Annotated in this window: 12 protein-coding genes and 1 tRNA gene; 9 read left to right on the top strand and 4 right to left on the bottom strand. The window is 75.5% G+C overall.

Annotated elements, in window-relative coordinates:
- Nucleotides 1-65: 65 nt before the first annotated feature.
- The 8 genes from J2S46_RS22635 to J2S46_RS22600 all read left to right on the top strand — a co-directional run bounded on the left by J2S46_RS22635 (nt 66) and on the right by J2S46_RS22600 (nt 10,288).
- On the top strand, nt 66-1,493 hold the full coding sequence (locus J2S46_RS22635; protein WP_191292539.1) for an NsdA family TPR-like regulatory protein: 1,428 nt from the start codon (nt 66-68) through the stop codon (nt 1,491-1,493).
- A gap of 497 nt (nt 1,494-1,990) precedes the next feature.
- Nucleotides 1,991-3,628 carry a TROVE domain-containing protein gene (locus J2S46_RS22630; protein ID WP_191292540.1) on the top strand — a complete coding sequence of 546 codons (1,638 nt, stop codon included), beginning with the start codon at nt 1,991-1,993 and terminating at the stop codon, nt 3,626-3,628.
- Nucleotides 3,629-3,753: 125 nt separating this feature from the next.
- Nucleotides 3,754-4,989, top strand: a complete 1,236-nt coding sequence (gene lhgD, locus J2S46_RS22625; protein ID WP_191292541.1) for an L-2-hydroxyglutarate dehydrogenase — start codon at nt 3,754-3,756, stop codon at nt 4,987-4,989.
- Nucleotides 4,990-5,095: 106 nt separating this feature from the next.
- Nucleotides 5,096-5,926: a tRNA (guanosine(46)-N7)-methyltransferase TrmB gene (trmB, locus tag J2S46_RS22620; protein ID WP_229913117.1), complete on the top strand. Its 831-nt coding sequence runs from the start codon at nt 5,096-5,098 to the stop codon at nt 5,924-5,926.
- A gap of 96 nt (nt 5,927-6,022) precedes the next feature.
- Complete coding sequence (locus J2S46_RS22615; protein ID WP_191292542.1) at nt 6,023-7,555, top strand: PrsW family intramembrane metalloprotease; 1,533 nt, start codon at nt 6,023-6,025, stop codon at nt 7,553-7,555.
- 61 nt (nt 7,556-7,616) lie between these two features.
- A tRNA-Met gene (locus J2S46_RS22610) sits at nt 7,617-7,690 on the top strand.
- A 339-nt stretch (nt 7,691-8,029) separates the two neighbouring features.
- Nucleotides 8,030-8,833 carry a hypothetical protein gene (locus J2S46_RS22605; protein ID WP_191292543.1) on the top strand — a complete coding sequence of 268 codons (804 nt, stop codon included), beginning with the start codon at nt 8,030-8,032 and terminating at the stop codon, nt 8,831-8,833.
- Nucleotides 8,834-9,193: 360 nt separating this feature from the next.
- The gene (locus J2S46_RS22600; protein ID WP_191292544.1) at nt 9,194-10,288 is read left to right on the top strand and encodes a hypothetical protein; all 1,095 of its coding nucleotides are present in this window, start codon (nt 9,194-9,196) and stop codon (nt 10,286-10,288) included.
- A 55-nt stretch (nt 10,289-10,343) separates the two neighbouring features.
- Here the strand turns inward: J2S46_RS22600 and J2S46_RS22595 are convergent, their stop codons facing one another.
- The 4 genes from J2S46_RS22595 to J2S46_RS22580 form a co-directional block, all read right to left on the bottom strand.
- Entirely contained in the window at nt 10,344-11,102 is a 759-nt protein-coding gene (locus tag J2S46_RS22595) for a tyrosine-protein phosphatase (RefSeq protein ID WP_191292545.1), read from the bottom strand.
- 11 nt (nt 11,103-11,113) lie between these two features.
- Nucleotides 11,114-11,851 carry a hypothetical protein gene (locus J2S46_RS22590; protein ID WP_191292546.1) on the bottom strand — a complete coding sequence of 246 codons (738 nt, stop codon included), beginning with the start codon at nt 11,849-11,851 and terminating at the stop codon, nt 11,114-11,116.
- Between the two features lie 130 nt (nt 11,852-11,981).
- On the bottom strand, nt 11,982-12,704 hold the full coding sequence (locus tag J2S46_RS22585) for a sensor domain-containing protein (protein WP_191292547.1): 723 nt from the start codon (nt 12,702-12,704) through the stop codon (nt 11,982-11,984).
- A 134-nt stretch (nt 12,705-12,838) separates the two neighbouring features.
- Nucleotides 12,839-13,405 carry a GNAT family N-acetyltransferase gene (locus tag J2S46_RS22580; RefSeq protein WP_191292548.1) on the bottom strand — a complete coding sequence of 189 codons (567 nt, stop codon included), beginning with the start codon at nt 13,403-13,405 and terminating at the stop codon, nt 12,839-12,841.
- Nucleotides 13,406-13,439: 34 nt separating this feature from the next.
- Here J2S46_RS22580 and J2S46_RS22575 point away from each other — a divergent pair, with 34 nt between their 5' ends.
- The gene (locus tag J2S46_RS22575) at nt 13,440-14,456 is read left to right on the top strand and encodes a hypothetical protein (protein ID WP_191292549.1); all 1,017 of its coding nucleotides are present in this window, start codon (nt 13,440-13,442) and stop codon (nt 14,454-14,456) included.
- Nucleotides 14,457-14,479: the final 23 nt, after the last annotated feature.

Below are 14,479 nucleotides of genomic sequence, written 5' to 3'. Positions count from 1 at the left end.
GCAGGATCTGCCCGGCGCAGCACCGGGCACCGCGCACAAACGTCGCAGGGGGTGCCGCCGCCACCATGACCGTCAGCCCACGTGGACCGAACGAACGGCTCGGCACGCTCCTGACCCTCGCCCAGATCAGCAACGCCGGCCTGGCCCGTCGGGTCAACGACCTCGGCGCCCAACGGGGGTTGACACTTCGCTACGACAAGACCTCGGTGGCCCGCTGGGTCAGCAAGGGCATGGTGCCGCAGGGCCCTGTGCCGCACCTGATCGCCACCGCGATCGGCGGCAAGCTCGGCCGGCCCGTCCCGCTGGAGGAGATCGGCCTCGGCGACACCGACCCCACCCCCGAACTCGGCCTGGCCTTCCCGCGCGAGGTGTCGGAGGCGGTCCGATCGGCGACCGACCTGTGGCGGGTCGATCTGGACCTGCGGCGCGGGCCCGGCGGCGGCCGCTGGAGCGACAGCCTGGCGGGTACCTTCTCGGTCTCGGCGTACGCGACGCCGGTCTCCCGCTGGCTGATCACCCCCGCCGACGGCTCGGTGGCCCGCGAGGCGCCGCCCAGCACCGCCGACCTGGCCTCCTACCGGGTCGGGCACTCGGACGCGGTGAAGCTCCGCGAGGCGGCCCAGGAGGCCCGCCGCTGGGACTCCAAGTACGGCGGCGGGGACTGGCGTTCGTCGATGGTGCCGGAGTGCCTGCGGGTCGAGGCCGCGCCGCTGCTGCTGGCCTCGTACAGCGACGCGGTGGGCCGGGCGCTGTTCGGCGCGACCGCCGAACTGACCAGGCTGGCGGGGTGGATGGCCTTCGACACCGGCCAGCACGAGGCGGCGCAGCGGTACTACATCCAGGCGCTGCGCCTGGCCCGGGCGGCGGCCGACGTGCCGCTGGGCGGGTACGTGCTGGCCTCGATGAGTTTGCAGGCGGGCTACCGGGGCTTCGCGGAGGAGGCGGTGGACCTCGCGCAGGCGGCCCTGGAGCGCAACCGCGGGCTGGCGACGGCCCGGACGATGAGCTTCTTCCACCTGGTGGAGGCACGGGCCCAGGCGAAGGCCCGCAATGCGGCGGCGTGTGCGACGGCGCTCGGCGCGGCGGAGAGCGCGTTGGAACGGGCGCGCGCCGGGGACTGCGACCCGGCGTGGATCGACTTCTACGCCTACGACCGGCTGGCGGCCGACGCCGCCGAGTGCTTCCGGGACCTGGGCGTGCCGGCCAAGGTCCGCCAGTTCACCCGCGAGGCGCTGGCCAGGCCCACCGAGGGGTTCGTCCGCTCGCACGGGCTGCGGCTGGTGGTCTCCGCGATGGCCGAGGCCGAGGCCGGCGACCTGGACGCGGCGGTGGCGGCCGGCGAGCGCGCGGTCGACGTGGCCGGCCGGATCTCCTCCCAGCGCAGCCGCGAGTACGTGGTCGAGATGCTGGGCCGGCTGGAGCCCTTCAAGAGCGAGCGGCGGGTCCGGGAGCTGACCGAGCGGGCGCGGGCGATGCTGGTGGCCCCGGCCTGAGGGCGGCGGCGGGCCGCGGGCGGCAGCACGGGTTATTCGGATGCGGGTGAGAGAGGCGGCTGGCTATCGTCTCTCCTGTCCGGGTGCGCAGGCGGAGGTTACTTCCACTGTCAATGGGCAGGTCGCGGGTTCGAGTCCCGTCACCGACCTCGGGTCGGTGTAGCTCAGTCGGTAGAGCAGCTTGTCACCTCAGCCGCTTCTGATCTCCGGACACACATCTGAAGAGCATTTCCGCACCTCCCGGTGCGCCGGCAGTGGTTACTTCTTGGTAGTGCGCCCCTCGGGCGCTGCGGTTCGAGCCCGCGACACCACCGCCGTCCCGATCTCGGGAGGCACCGCGCCGGGGTGCCCGGTGCGCGGGCGACGGTTACTTCGTGGAGCATCCCCGGTGGGGTGCGTCGAAGCGGATGTCTCACCGACCGCCGCCACTTCGATCTCGGGCACCCCCGCTTCGCCATGCCTCCCTCCGTCTTCGCCAGTCAGCAGGGGGCTCCACCATGTCGCGCTTCAACGTCCGCCGGGCCCGGCCCGCACCCGTGTCGCCGGTGACCACCACCGGCCGGCCGGCCGTCAACCACGAGGGCGGCACCGGGTTCCTCCGGGACGAGAAGTCCGAGCTCTTCCTGCTGGCGGTGGCCAACCTGGTGGGGGTCGACACCTTCTACGAGAAGGGCGGCGAGCGCGACGACCGCTACACGGCGCTGGTCCGCGAACTCGCCGTCGCCGACCCGGAGTGGACCCTGGGCCTGCTCCGCTGGCTGCGGTACGGCGCCCGGCTGCGCACCGCCGCACTGGTCGGCGCCGCCGAGTTCACCCGGGCCCGGCTGGACGCCGGGGCGCCCGGCTTCTCCCGCCAGGTGGTGGACGCCGTGCTGCAGCGCGCGGACGAGCCGGGCGAGCTGCTCGCCTACTGGACCTCCAAGTACGGCCGGGCCCTGCCGAAGCCGCTCAAGCGCGGCGTCGCCGACGCCGTGCGCCGGCTCTACGACGGCCGGGCGCTGCTGAAGTACGACACCGCCTCCAAGGGATTCCGCTTCGGCGACGTGCTGGAGCTGACCCACCCCTCGCCGGACCCGGCCAAGCCGTGGCAGGGCGCCCTGTTCAAGTACGCGCTGGACCGCCGCCACCACCCCGAGGACGCCGTGCCGCCGGCCGCCGACCGGCTGCTGACCGCCAACCGCGAGCTGCTGGCGCTGCCGGTCGCCGAGCGCCGGGCCGCCGTGACGGCCGAGGGCGGTGCCGAACGGCTCGCCGCCGCGGGCCTGACCTGGGAGGCGCTGGCCGGCTGGCTGCAGGGCCCGCTGGACGCGGCCGTCTGGGAGGCGGTCCTCCCGTCGATGGGCCCGATGGCGCTCGTCCGGAACCTGCGCAACTTCGACCGGGCCGGCGTCCCGGACGAGGTCGCCGCCACGGTGGCGGCACGGATCCGCGACAGGGGCGAGGTGGCCCGCTCCAAGCAGTTCCCGTTCCGCTACTGGGCCGCGTACAAGCACGCGCCGTCCCTGCGCTGGGCCGACGCGCTGGAGAAGGCGCTCGCGCTGTCGCTGGCCAACGTCCCGGCGCTGCCCGGCCGGACGCTGATCCTGGTCGACCGCTCGCCGTCGATGTTCCCGGGCTACGGCTATTCCACGCCCAACAGGTCGGACATCCCGCTGGCCGAGCAGGCCGCCGTCTTCGGGGCGGCGCTCGCGCTGCGGGCCGAGGCGCCGACGCTGGTGCAGTTCGGCATGCGCAGCGAGGAGTTGCCCGTCCCCCGGGGCGGCAGCGTGCTGCGGCTGATCGAGAGGTTCGGGGAGATCGAGGGCACCGACATCCCGTCCGCCGTGAAGCAGCACTACGCGGCGCACGACCGGGTGGTCGTGGTGACCGACGAGCAGACCCGGGCGGGCTGGCTGCCGTCCAACTGCCACGGGCACTGGGGCGGCATGCCCGAGACCCGGATCGACGACCTGGTCCCGGCCGACGTCCCGGTCTACATGTGGAACATGGCCGGTTACCGGGCCGGCGCCACCGTCTCCGGCAGCGCGAACCGGCACACCTTCGGGGGTCTCACCGACGCGGCCTTCGGGCTGATCCCGCTGCTGGAGGCCGGGGCGGACGCCGGCTGGCCCTGGGAGACGCGGCGGCACGGCTAGGGCCTGTCCGGCGGATCGGGCCCCGGCCGTCCTCGCCCGGCGCCGCCCGCCGCGGCGCCCTCGACCGGCACCGTCCGCCGTGGCAGCATCGGCGGCGGGCGGTGCCGGGCGACGAAGGAGCGGCGGTGCGGTACGACTTCGACGTGCTGGTGGTGGGCGGCGGCATCGTCGGCCTCTCCACGGCGTACGCGCTCACCCTGGCCCGGCCGGGGCTGCGGCTCGGCGTGCTGGAGAAGGAGCACGGCTTCGCCACCCACCAGAGCGGCCGCAACAGCGGGGTGATCCACAGCGGGGTCTACTACCGGCCGGGCTCGCTCAAGGCCGGGTACGCGGTGGGGGGAGCCGCCGAGATGGTGGAGTTCTGCCGCGAGCAGGGCGTCCCGTACGAGGTGACCGGCAAGCTGATCGTCGCCACCGGGCGGGCCGAACTGCCCCGGCTGCACGCGCTGGCCGCCCGCGGGCGGGCGAACGGCATCCCGGTCACCGAGCTGGGGCCGGCGCGGATCGCCGAGCACGAGCCGGAGGTGGCGGGGCTGGCCGCGCTGCACGTGGCCACCACCGGCGTCTGCGACTTCCCCGCGGTCGCCCGCGGGTACGCCCGGCTGGCCGGGGAGGCCGGGGCGGCGCTGCTGCCGGGCACCGAGCTGCGGGCGGTGGCCCGCCGGGCGGACGGCGTGACCGTGCGGACCTCCGCCGGGGAGCTGCGCTGCGCGGTGCTGGTGAACTGCGCGGGCCTGCACAGCGACCGGGTGGCCCGGCTGGCCGGGGACGACCCGGGGGTGCGGATCGTGCCGTTCCGCGGCGAGTACTACGAGCTGGCCCCGGGGCGCCGGGACCTGGTGCGCGGGCTGGTCTACCCGGTGCCGGACCCGGCCTTCCCGTTCCTCGGCGTGCACCTCACCCGGGGTGTCCACGGCGATGTGCACGTCGGCCCGAACGCGGTGCCGGCCCTGGCCCGCGAGGGCTACGACTGGCGCACGGTCCGCCCCCGCGACCTGGCCGGGACGCTGGCCTTCCCCGGCGCCTGGCGGATCGCCCGGCGGCACTGGCGCTACGAGGCCGGCGAGCTGCACCGCTCGCTGTCCAAGCGGGCCTTCACCACGGCCGTCCGCCGTCTGCTGCCGGCCGTGACCGAGGCGGACCTGGTGCCGGCCGCCGCCGGGGTCCGGGCGCAGGCCGTGGCGAGGGACGGCTCGCTACTGGACGACTTCGCGTTCGCCGGCTTCGACCCGGAGGACCCGCGCTCCACCCGCCGCCTGGTGCACGTGCTGAACGCCCCCTCGCCGGCCGCCACCGCCTCGCTGCCGATCGGCCGGGAGGTGGCCCGGCGGGCGCTGGCGGCGCTGGCGGCGGGCGGCTGAGTCCCGGTCCTGGCCGACCCTGCGGCGGCCGGGCCGACGGGAGCTGCGTCACACCCCGCCCGTGCCCGGCCCCGGCCCCCGCGGCGCCCCTTAGACTTGGCCGATTGTGACTGCCACCGCTCCCGTCCCCCAGCCCTCCCCCTCCGTCCGGCTCTCCGCCGCACCGGCGGGGTACCCCGCGCCGATGTACCCGCACCGGGCCACCGAGGCCCAGCACAGCGAGCGGCGGATCCGCAGCTTCCAGCCGCGCCGGGGCCGGATGACCAACGCCCAGGCCGGTGCGCTGGACCGGGGCTGGGAGCAGTACGGGATCGCGATCGACGGCAGTCCGCTGTCGCTGCCCGAGCTGTTCGGCGGCCTGCCGGTGACCCTGGAGATCGGCTTCGGCATGGGCGAGACGACGGCCGCGATGGCCGCCGCCGACCCGGGGACGGGCATCCTCGCCGCCGATGTGCACACCCCCGGTCACGGCAACCTGCTCCAGTTGCTGGAGCGGGCCGGCTCGACCAACGTGCGGCCGGCCGCCGGTGACGCGGTGATCCTGCTCCGCGACATGCTGCCCGACGCCTCGCTGGCCGGGCTGCGGGTCTACTTCGCCGACCCGTGGCCGAAGCCGAAGCACCACAAGCGCCGGCTGGTCCAGCCGTCCTTCCTGGACCTCGTGCTGCCCCGGCTCGCCCCCGGCGCTCTGGTGCACTGCGCGACCGACTGGGAGCCGTACGCCGAGCAGATGCTGGCGGTGCTCTCCGCCTCCCCCGAGCTGGAGAACCTGCACCCGGAGGGTGACGGCACGGGCTGGCTGGAGCCGTCCGAGCACCCCGCCGGCAGCGTGCCCGGCTACGCGCCGCGGCCCGACTGGCGGCCGGTGACGAAGTTCGAGCGGGCCGGCATCGCCAAGGGGCACGTGGTGCACGACCTGCTGTTCCGCCGCCGCTGACCGAACCCGGCCACCTGGTCACCATGGGTGATCGTTCAGGTGCCTATTGTGCCGAGGTCTCCCGCGGGGCCCGAATCGTCCCCTACCCTTTGCCGCGTGAGCAGCCCGTTCAGCGGGAGGTCCGCCCGCCCGGCGGCCGCCGCCGCTGAAGCCCCGGACGCACCCACGCGCACCGCCGGCACCCGGACGATCCCGGGGCCCAGGACCCGCGGGGCCCACCGGCCGCTGCCACTGACCGGATGGGCCGCCGCGGTCTCGCTCGCCCCGCCCGCCCCCGCGGCCGTCCCGGGGAGCACCCGGGCGGCCGCGCCCGCGAGGCCCGCCGGCGTCCGGACGGAGCCCGGCCCCGCCGTGCGCCCGGACGCCGACGCGGCGGGGAGCCGGCGACGGCACCCGGTGCTGCGGCACCCCGCGCTGACCTCCGTCACCGCCGGGGCGGTCCTGGCGCTGGCCGGCTGCGCGGTGCTGATCCTGCACCTGGTGCGGCGCCAGACCGGCACCACCGGGCTGTTCGTCGGCCTCGGGCTGGCCCTGCTGCCGCTGCCGTTCGTCCTGGGAGCGCTGGCCTGGCTCAACCAGACCGCCCGGGTGCCGCTGCGGCACCTGCTGTTCTGCCTGGCCTGGGGCTCCAGCGCGGCCACCACGGTGGCGATCCTGGCCAACGGCTGGGCCAGCGACTTCCTGATCGCCCACCAGGGGCTGCGCGGCGAGACGCTGGGCGCCGACTTCGCCACCCCGCTGATCGAGGAGAGCGCCAAGGGCGCCGCCCTGCTGCTGCTCCTGCTGCCGGTGCGCCGCCGGCTGCGCTGCCACGCCGAACGCGGCTGCGCGGTACTGCTGCGCCGGGGCGCGGCGGCCCGTCCACGGCTGCGCGTCAACCTGCCGCCGCGCGCCTACGCCCGCCTACGCAGCGTGGTGCACGCCCGCCCGCACCTGCGGCTGCGGCCCTACCTGCGGCCGCTGCCGTACCTGCGCCCCTACCCGCGGACCCGGACCCACCCGCGCGCCCGCTCCCGCCCGCGCACGCTGGCCGCCGGGATCGTCCTGGGCGGGGTCACCGCCTGCGGCTTCGCGTTCACCGAGAACGCCCTGTACCTGGGCCGGGCCTTCACCGACGACCAGCAGCAGCGCCTGGACAGCATCGGCCTCGGCGAGACGCCCAGCCTGCGGGACTTCGACGGCACCGTGCAGACCTTCGTGCTGCGCGGCCTGCTGTCCCCCTTCGCCCATCCGCTGTTCACCGCGCTGACCGGTCTCGGCCTGGCGATCACGCTGACCACCGGCCGCCGCTGGCCGGCCCGGCTGGCGGCCCCGGGCGGGCTGCTGCTGGCGATGGCCCTGCACGGCACCTGGAACGCCGCCGCGGGCCTGGGTACCCACGGCTTCCTGCTGGTGTACGGGACGCTGATGGTGCCGTGCTTCGCCGCCCTGGTCTCGTTCGCGGTGTGGGCCCGGGCCCGGACGGTGCGGCACGCCGGCGGCCGGGCGGCACCGGGCCGGGCCGCCGCCTCCCGGGCGGACCTCTCCCGGGCGGCTGCCGCGGCCGCGCCCGGACACGACAAGCCGCCCGGCAGCCCGTCCGAGGACCCGCCGGCGACGGTCCGGCCCGCCCCGCCGGCGGCCGGCTGACCCCCGCGCGGTAAACCGATTTCCCATTCGGGCCACATCCACGTACTGTTGTGTTTACCGACGCGGGGTGGAGCAGCTCGGTAGCTCGCTGGGCTCATAACCCAGAGGTCGCAGGTTCAAATCCTGTCCCCGCTACTCAGTAGCACAGAAGGCCCGGCAGATCATCTGCCGGGCCTTCTGCCGTACCCGGGCATCCGGCGGACGGGTCGGCGTGCGCGCACCGGCGTCCAGACCCCGGCCGGCACGTCCCGGCACGTCCCGACACCTCGGAGAGCGCCGCCCGGCAGCCGCTGGGCACAGGCGTTCGGAACGTTCCGGTCGCGGAATTCCCGGTCCTGGCAACGGGTAACACGCTCGGGAAACCACCGGCGAACCCCGGCCGCCCTCACCACAATGAATCTCCGAACGGCACCGCCGACCCGGATTCGGCGAGCCAAGATTTCAGGGGGAAGTTCCGTGCCAACAAAGCACTTCGTGTCCGCATCGATCGCCTGTGCCCTGCTGTTCGCGGGCGCCACCGCCTGCGGCGGGGACAAGGCCGGCGACAAGGCCGGCGACAGGGCGGGCGACAAGGCCGGGGCGGCCGCCCCGGCCGCCAGGGCGGAGTCGGTCGACGTCGAGAAGCTCGGCGCCGAGGAGGTCGTCAAGCGGGCCCGGACCGCGATGGGCGGCCTCGACTCGGTGAAGGTCAACGGCACCCTGACGATCGAAGGCGGCAAGCTGACCTTCGACCTCGCCGCCAGCAAGGCCGGCGACTGCGCCGGAAGCGTCGGCACCGGAAGCGAGGGCAAGGTCGAGCTGGTCCGGATCGGCGGCCGGACCTGGATCAAGCCGGACGCGGTGTTCTGGAACACGGTGGCCGCCAAGGAGGGCAACGCCAAGAGCGGCGCCGTGCTGGCCGAGCTCTTCAAGGGCCGCTACATCACCAACGGGCAGGACGACCCGAGCCTGAAGGAGATGGCGGAGGTCTGCGACCTCATCGGGGCCGTCAGCAAGGACGACGGCACCAGCGGCGACAAGTACACCAAGGGCGGTGCCGCCGACGTCGACGGCACCAAGGCCTTCAGCATCACCGCCACCGACTCCGGCGGCGAGAACAGCACCCTGTACGTCGCCACCCAGGGCAAGCCCTACCTGGTGCGGATGGAGCAGACCGCGGGCGCCGAGCCCGGGCAGCTGACCTTCAGCGACTTCGACAAGCCGCTGGACCTCAAGGCCCCGCCCGCCGACGACGTGATCGACTTCTCGGCGGTCAAGCAGAAGCTCCGGACCGCCTGAGCGGATCCCGGGAAAACCGCCGCTTAAATCCGTTGCCCCCGCTCGGGTCGCGTGCCTATCGTGGCGGCACACTGAAAGGAGGTGATCCTGGTTGAGTACCGTCAGGATGTGTGAGGTGGCTGCTCGCTAGAGCCGCCCCTGCCTGTGCAGTTGAGGTCGTGACCGGCCTCCGGCGGCAGGCGATTCCCAAGCAGTCACCCGGCCCGTGGGCTCACCGGAACATCCCCGGTGCCCCGGTGCCAGCAGCCCGGCGCCGGGCTCTGGTACCGGGGAGCAGCCCACGGGCCGTCTGCGTGTCCGCGCGCCTCCCGTTGGGTACAGTCGGCCCGACTTCACGGGGCTGACGCAGGGGGTACGGCGATGGCGGGGGCAAGGGCGGCCGGGGGCGCGGCACAGCTGCGGGCGGCGCGGCGGACGGCGGCGGCGGGCATGCTCGGGGTGGGACTGACCGGGTTGCTGCTGTTCGGGCTGGGGCGGGCGCACCCCCTGCAGGCCCTGGGCGGCGGTCTGACGGTCGCCGGGGCGGCGGCGGTGCTGGGCGGCGCCCTGGGGTTCCTGTTCGGGGTGCCGCGGATGCGCTCCGGCGAGCAGCCCGGCCCGGCCGGCGGCCCGGTGCGCGACTCGTACGTGCCGAACACCAACCTGGAGCAGGTCTCGGACTGGCTGACCAAGGTGCTGCTCGGCGTCGGTCTGACCCAGCTGGGCTCGCTCGGCGCCCGGCTGCACCAGCTCGGCGCGGCACTCGCCCCGGCCCTCGGCGGCGATCCGGGGGCGGCGCCGTTCGCGGCCGCGCTGGTGCTGTACTTCCTGGTGCTCGGGTTCCTGGCCGGCTGGCTGGCCACCCGGCTGCTGCTGCCCCGGGCCCTGTCGGACGCCGACCGCGCGCTCGACCTCTTCCTCGCGGGGCAGGACCGGGACCGCAAGGGCGACAAGGTGGGCGCGGACGACCTGCGGGTCCGGGCGATGCAGCGCCTGGGGCTGCTGGGCACCAGCACCGACCGGCCGGAGACCGTCCGGGAGCAGTTGCCGCCCGCCGGCGACGCCAGCCCGGAGAACGTGGTCGCCGAGGTGCGGTCGACCGCGCGCCGTTCGGCCCTGACCGCCGGTCAGGTCCGGGAGCTGTTCGCGGACGGCTCGGAGGGACGGCGGGTGCAGGCCCTCGCGCTGATGCAGGGCGACCCGGCACTGGCCGACCTCGACAGCGTCCTGGAGGCGATCGAGCGCCCCCGCTCGGGCTTCGAGCAGTACCACGCGCTGCTGGCGGCCCGCGGGCTGCTCTCCCGGCTGGCCGCCGGCGAGTGGCACCGGTTGCGGGACGCGGTGGCCTCGCAACTGGTCGCCCCGGAGGGCATCCCGTACGGCTCGGACCGGAGCTGGCTGGCCGAGAAGATCCTGGCCCGGGTGGACGCCGCCCCGGTCGTGCCCCACCAGTCCGCGGCGCCGGTCCAGGGCTGAGGCCGGGCCTGAGGCCGGGTCTGAGGCCGCGCCCGGACCCAGGCCCGGTCCGGGCTCAGGCCGGTTCGAGGAAGAGCGCACGCAGGCGGGCCACCCCCTCCTCACCGAGCCCGGCCCAGGCCAGGAACGCCGGCAGGGAGCCGTGGCGCCCGCGCAGCGCGGCCAGCGCGCCGGTGATCAGCTCGGGGCCGACGATCTCGGTGAACCGGACGACGCCCTTGGCGTCCAGGTACTCCTGCGGGACGCCGTCCAGCAGTCCGAGGCCCAGGTTGGACAGCAGGTAGTCGTCCACGATGTCCTCGTCGGGCACCCCGAGCACGCTCAGCAGGACGGCCACCGCGATGCCGGTGCGGTCGCGGCCCACCGCGCAGTGCAGCAGCGCGGGCAGCGCCTCGGGCTCGGTGAGCCGGCCGAGCAGGGCGGGCAGGGTGCCGTCGGCGGCGTCGGTGATCAGCCGGTACGCCTCGTGGAGCGGCTCGCCGTAGTGGTCGACGCCGTCCTGCGGGAGCAGCGGGTGGTGGGAGGTGCTGACGTCCAGGCCGCCCAGGCGGTCCGGGCGGACCAGCATCTCCGCCGGGTCCCGCAGGTCGAGGACGGTGCGCACGCCGAGCTTGGCGAGGGCCCGGGTGCCCTCCGGGGCGAGCTCGGCGAGCCAGCCGGACCGGTAGAGCAGCCCGGTGCGCACCCGCGCGCCGTCGGTGGTGCGGAACCCGCCCACGTCGCGGGCGTTGCGGACGCCGGGTATGTCGAGCAGGCGGTGGGCGCCGGGCACGGCCGCGGGGCCGGCGGTCACGGGCGGGTCGGTGAGGTCCATGGGCAGACACGCTAACGGCTGGCCACCCCGGCGGACCGGTGGTTCCGGGAGCGGGCGTGGGTCAGCACCAGGATCCGGCGGGTGCGGCCGTCGCCGGGGCGGGGGAAGACACGGATCTCGCTGCCGACCCGGTGCCGCCCGAGCTCCCGGCGCAGGTCGTCCAGGTGCGGGCAGCGCCGGCCGTCGCCGTCGTGCAGGGGGTAGATCCGGGCCTCGCCGCCGGGGGCGGTGACCCGGGCGAGTTCCAGCAGCCCGGCCAGCTGGTGGCGGGGGGCGAACCGGCCGGGGTAGGCGAGCAGCAGGTAGCAGCTGAGGGTGAGCGCGAAGGTGTGGTCGGCGAACGGGAGCCGGGGCAGCGCGGCGGCGACGTAGTCCTCGGGGTGGGCCGCGGTGTCGGCGGCGAACAGCCGGCGGGCGCGGTCCCAGCTGCGCAGGTAGCGGTCGGGCGGGAGATCCCGGGGCGCCGGGTAGAGGTGCGGGGCGGCCCGCATCGCGCCGGCCATGGCCTCCCGGCCGGCCAGCGCGCGGGCGGTGACGGCGGGCAGCGGCGCGGCGTACGCCGGGTCGGCGGCGATGACGTGGCAGCCGAGCGCGCGGGCCTCGGCGGTGAGCCCGGCGGCCCCGCCGGGGCAGTCCAGGACGGGGCCTGCGACGGCGGCGAGGGCGGCCCGGGTGAGGCCGAAGAGCCCGCAGTACTCGTCCAGGGGACGCGAGGTGAGCAGGATGTCGGGGGCGGCAGGGGCGGCCATGACGATCATCGGACCACGCGCCGGGACGGCCCGCATCCGGGGCGGCCCGGCGGCGTGGTCCGCCCGCCGGGCCGCCCCGGACGGCGGGACCGCCGCCCCGGAGGCCGGCTCAGCCGCTCCGGACGCAGGCTCAGCCGCCCAGCAGGCCGCGGATCGCCAGCCGGTTGACGTTGGTGACGGCGCGGACCAGCAGCGGGGTGAGGAAGACCAGCACGAGGCCGACCGCGGACATCCCGGCGATCTGCGCGGGCGACTCGACGAAGTACTGGTAGTGGCGGCCGTCCTTGGTGAAGTCGAAGAGCTGGTAGCCGGGCCACGGCGTCCAGCGGGCGAAGACCCAGTGGTAGAGCGGGTAGGCGGCGACCACCCACCCGGTGACCAGGAAGGTCAGCGACAGCGTGAAGCTGACGATCGCCCAGGGGAACATCAGGACCAGGTACAGCACGGCCTTCCAGCCGGCCGCGTCGCCGAGGCGGCCGGTGACGCCGGCCCAGAAACCCGGCCGGGCCGGGCGGACCGGCGCCGGGTCGGCGACGTCCAGGGCGAGCAGGCCCCGGGCGCGGGCGCGCTCCAGGGCGCCGAAGCCCCGGGCCGAACCGAGCAGCGCCACCAGCACCGGCAGCCCGACCACGGTGACCAGGGTGCCGAGTCCGAGCGAGAACAGCGTGACGGCGACGGCGAACCCGGCGACGGCGATCGGCAGCCCGGCGAGGGTGAACCCGACCTCGCCGAGGTACGAGCGGCTGAACGGCGCCCGCCAGAACCCGGGGGCCGGGCGGTCCCCGCCGCCCCGGGCCGGGCGGTGGGCCCGGTAACCGTCGTACTCGCCGCCCTGTGCGCTGCTGCTGATCATGGCCGCCTCGGTCCCTCGTGGTGTCCTGGTGCGCTTCCTGCTGACACCTCAACGGTCCCGCGGACGGCCCGGCGGCGGTATCCGGCCCACCGCCCGGTCCGGGGTGGGGTTAACCCCCTGCACGGGTCACCCCCCTACACGCCGCCCCGGTCGGCCCACTCGTCCTCCAGCAGCGAGTACTGCAGGGCGTCGTGCCAGGTCCCGCGCAGGTAGAGGTCGTGCCGGATCCGGCCCTCCAGCTGGAACCCGGCCTTGGTCAGCACCCGGGAGGAGGCGGTGTTGGCGGGATCGACCCGGGCGTAGAGCCGGTGCAGCCCGAGCGTGCCGAAGCCCAGGCCGCAGAGCAGCCGGGTGATCTCACTGGCGTAGCCCAGGCCCCAGGTGTCGCGGCGCAGCGCGTAGCCGACGAAGCCGGCCCGCTGGGGCTCCACCCCGAGCACGGCGTTGCCGATCGGCACGGCGTCCTCGCCGTCCTCCAGGCGGGTCACGGCCAGCCGGTAGGTGCTGCGCGGATCCTTCTCGGCCTCTTCGAGGTAGAGCTCGATCTGGTCGGCGCAGGTCTCCCGGTCGCGTGGTTCGAAGGGGAGGTATCGGGCCGTCTCGGGATCGCCGAAGACGGCGTGCAACGCGTCGATGTCGCCGGGGGTGTGGTGGAACTCGCGGATGACCAGACGCGGGCCGGTGAGCAGTACGGGGACCATGTCCGCCAACGGTACAGCGGCTACCGTACGTCACATGAACGACGATGACCTGCGGCTCGCCCCTCGTACCCGGACCGCCGAGCTGACCGCCTGGGCGCGGGCCCAGGACCGCGAGCCGGTGGCCGAGGGCCCGCTGCGGGCGGTGCTGACGCTGCTCGAACTCGGCGGCGGCCGGATCCGCGACGGCTGGCCCGAGCTGACCTCGGCCGCCGTCGAGCACCTGCTGTACGAGCGGCTCTACCTGTACGTGCAGCCGGCGCCCGGCGAGGACCCGCTGGCGTACGGCGCGGCGATGCGGCTGCTGACCGACCATCAGCGGGCGGCGAAGCGCCTGAACGCCAAGCGCCAGGAGCGGCTGCTGGCCGAGGCCGAGTGGCAGGGCGAGGTGGCGGCCGGCCTGCTGCGCCGCGCGGACCTGGTGACCTGGCCCCGGCTGTACACCCTGCTGCTGCGCGCGGACGGCGTGCCGCCGGACGACCCGGCGGCGGTCCGGGCCTGGCTGGACGCGTTCCGCGAGCTGGCGCCGGAGGAGCGGCTCGCGGCGTACGAGGGGCTGGAGGACGCCGGCGCGCTGGACCGGGTGGACGGCGACGGCGGCTGGGGCCCCACCCGGCTGATGTCGGTCGGGATGGCCACCGACGGCGCCCGGATGCTGCTGGAGAACGGGCTGATGGAGCGCAGCTACCGGAACCTGGCCGAGCTGAACGCGCTGGGCCGGCCGATGCCGCGGGAGCTCGCCGGGGACTTCGAGTCCTTCGAGGCGGCGGCGGCCGTGGAGGCGATGCGGCTGTTCGGCGAGTGGACGGTGCCGGGGCTGCCCCGGCTGCTGGTGGAGGAGTACCCCGATCTGGCGCCGGAGCCGGGACCGGAGGAGATCGAGGCCTACCTGGCGCAGCTGCCGCAGGATCCCGCGGGCGAGGACGGCGCGGACGGCCAGGACCAGTGGGCCGCGGAGGACCAGTGGGCCGCGGGGGAGGAGTGGACCGGCGAGGAGCAGTGGGCCGGCGAGGGGCCGGCCGAGGAGCCGGAGGCGGACCGCCCGGGGCAGTGACGGCCCGCCGGTCCCGGCGTCGG

Source organism: Kitasatospora herbaricolor (genome assembly GCF_030813695.1).
In the GTDB taxonomy this organism is placed as follows: domain Bacteria; phylum Actinomycetota; class Actinomycetes; order Streptomycetales; family Streptomycetaceae; genus Kitasatospora; species Kitasatospora herbaricolor.
Note: the sequence above shows the minus strand (reverse complement) of the source record. Positions and strands in the feature narration are given on the sequence as shown.

Bases quoted from the DNA above. Each gene is read 5' to 3' on its own strand.
- J2S46_RS22635 (WP_191292539.1), top strand. From the start codon at position 66: ATGACCGTCAGCCCACGTGGACCGAACGAACGGCTCGGCACGCTCCTG.
- J2S46_RS22630 (WP_191292540.1), top strand. From the start codon at position 1,991: ATGTCGCGCTTCAACGTCCGCCGGGCCCGGCCCGCACCCGTGTCGCCG.
- J2S46_RS22600 (WP_191292544.1), top strand. From the start codon at position 9,194: ATGGCGGGGGCAAGGGCGGCCGGGGGCGCGGCACAGCTGCGGGCGGCG.
- J2S46_RS22595 (WP_191292545.1), bottom strand. From the start codon at position 11,102: ATGGACCTCACCGACCCGCCCGTGACCGCCGGCCCCGCGGCCGTGCCC.
- J2S46_RS22590 (WP_191292546.1), bottom strand. From the start codon at position 11,851: ATGGCCGCCCCTGCCGCCCCCGACATCCTGCTCACCTCGCGTCCCCTG.
- J2S46_RS22585 (WP_191292547.1), bottom strand. From the start codon at position 12,704: ATGATCAGCAGCAGCGCACAGGGCGGCGAGTACGACGGTTACCGGGCC.
- J2S46_RS22580 (WP_191292548.1), bottom strand. From the start codon at position 13,405: ATGGTCCCCGTACTGCTCACCGGCCCGCGTCTGGTCATCCGCGAGTTC.
- J2S46_RS22575 (WP_191292549.1), top strand. From the start codon at position 13,440: ATGAACGACGATGACCTGCGGCTCGCCCCTCGTACCCGGACCGCCGAG.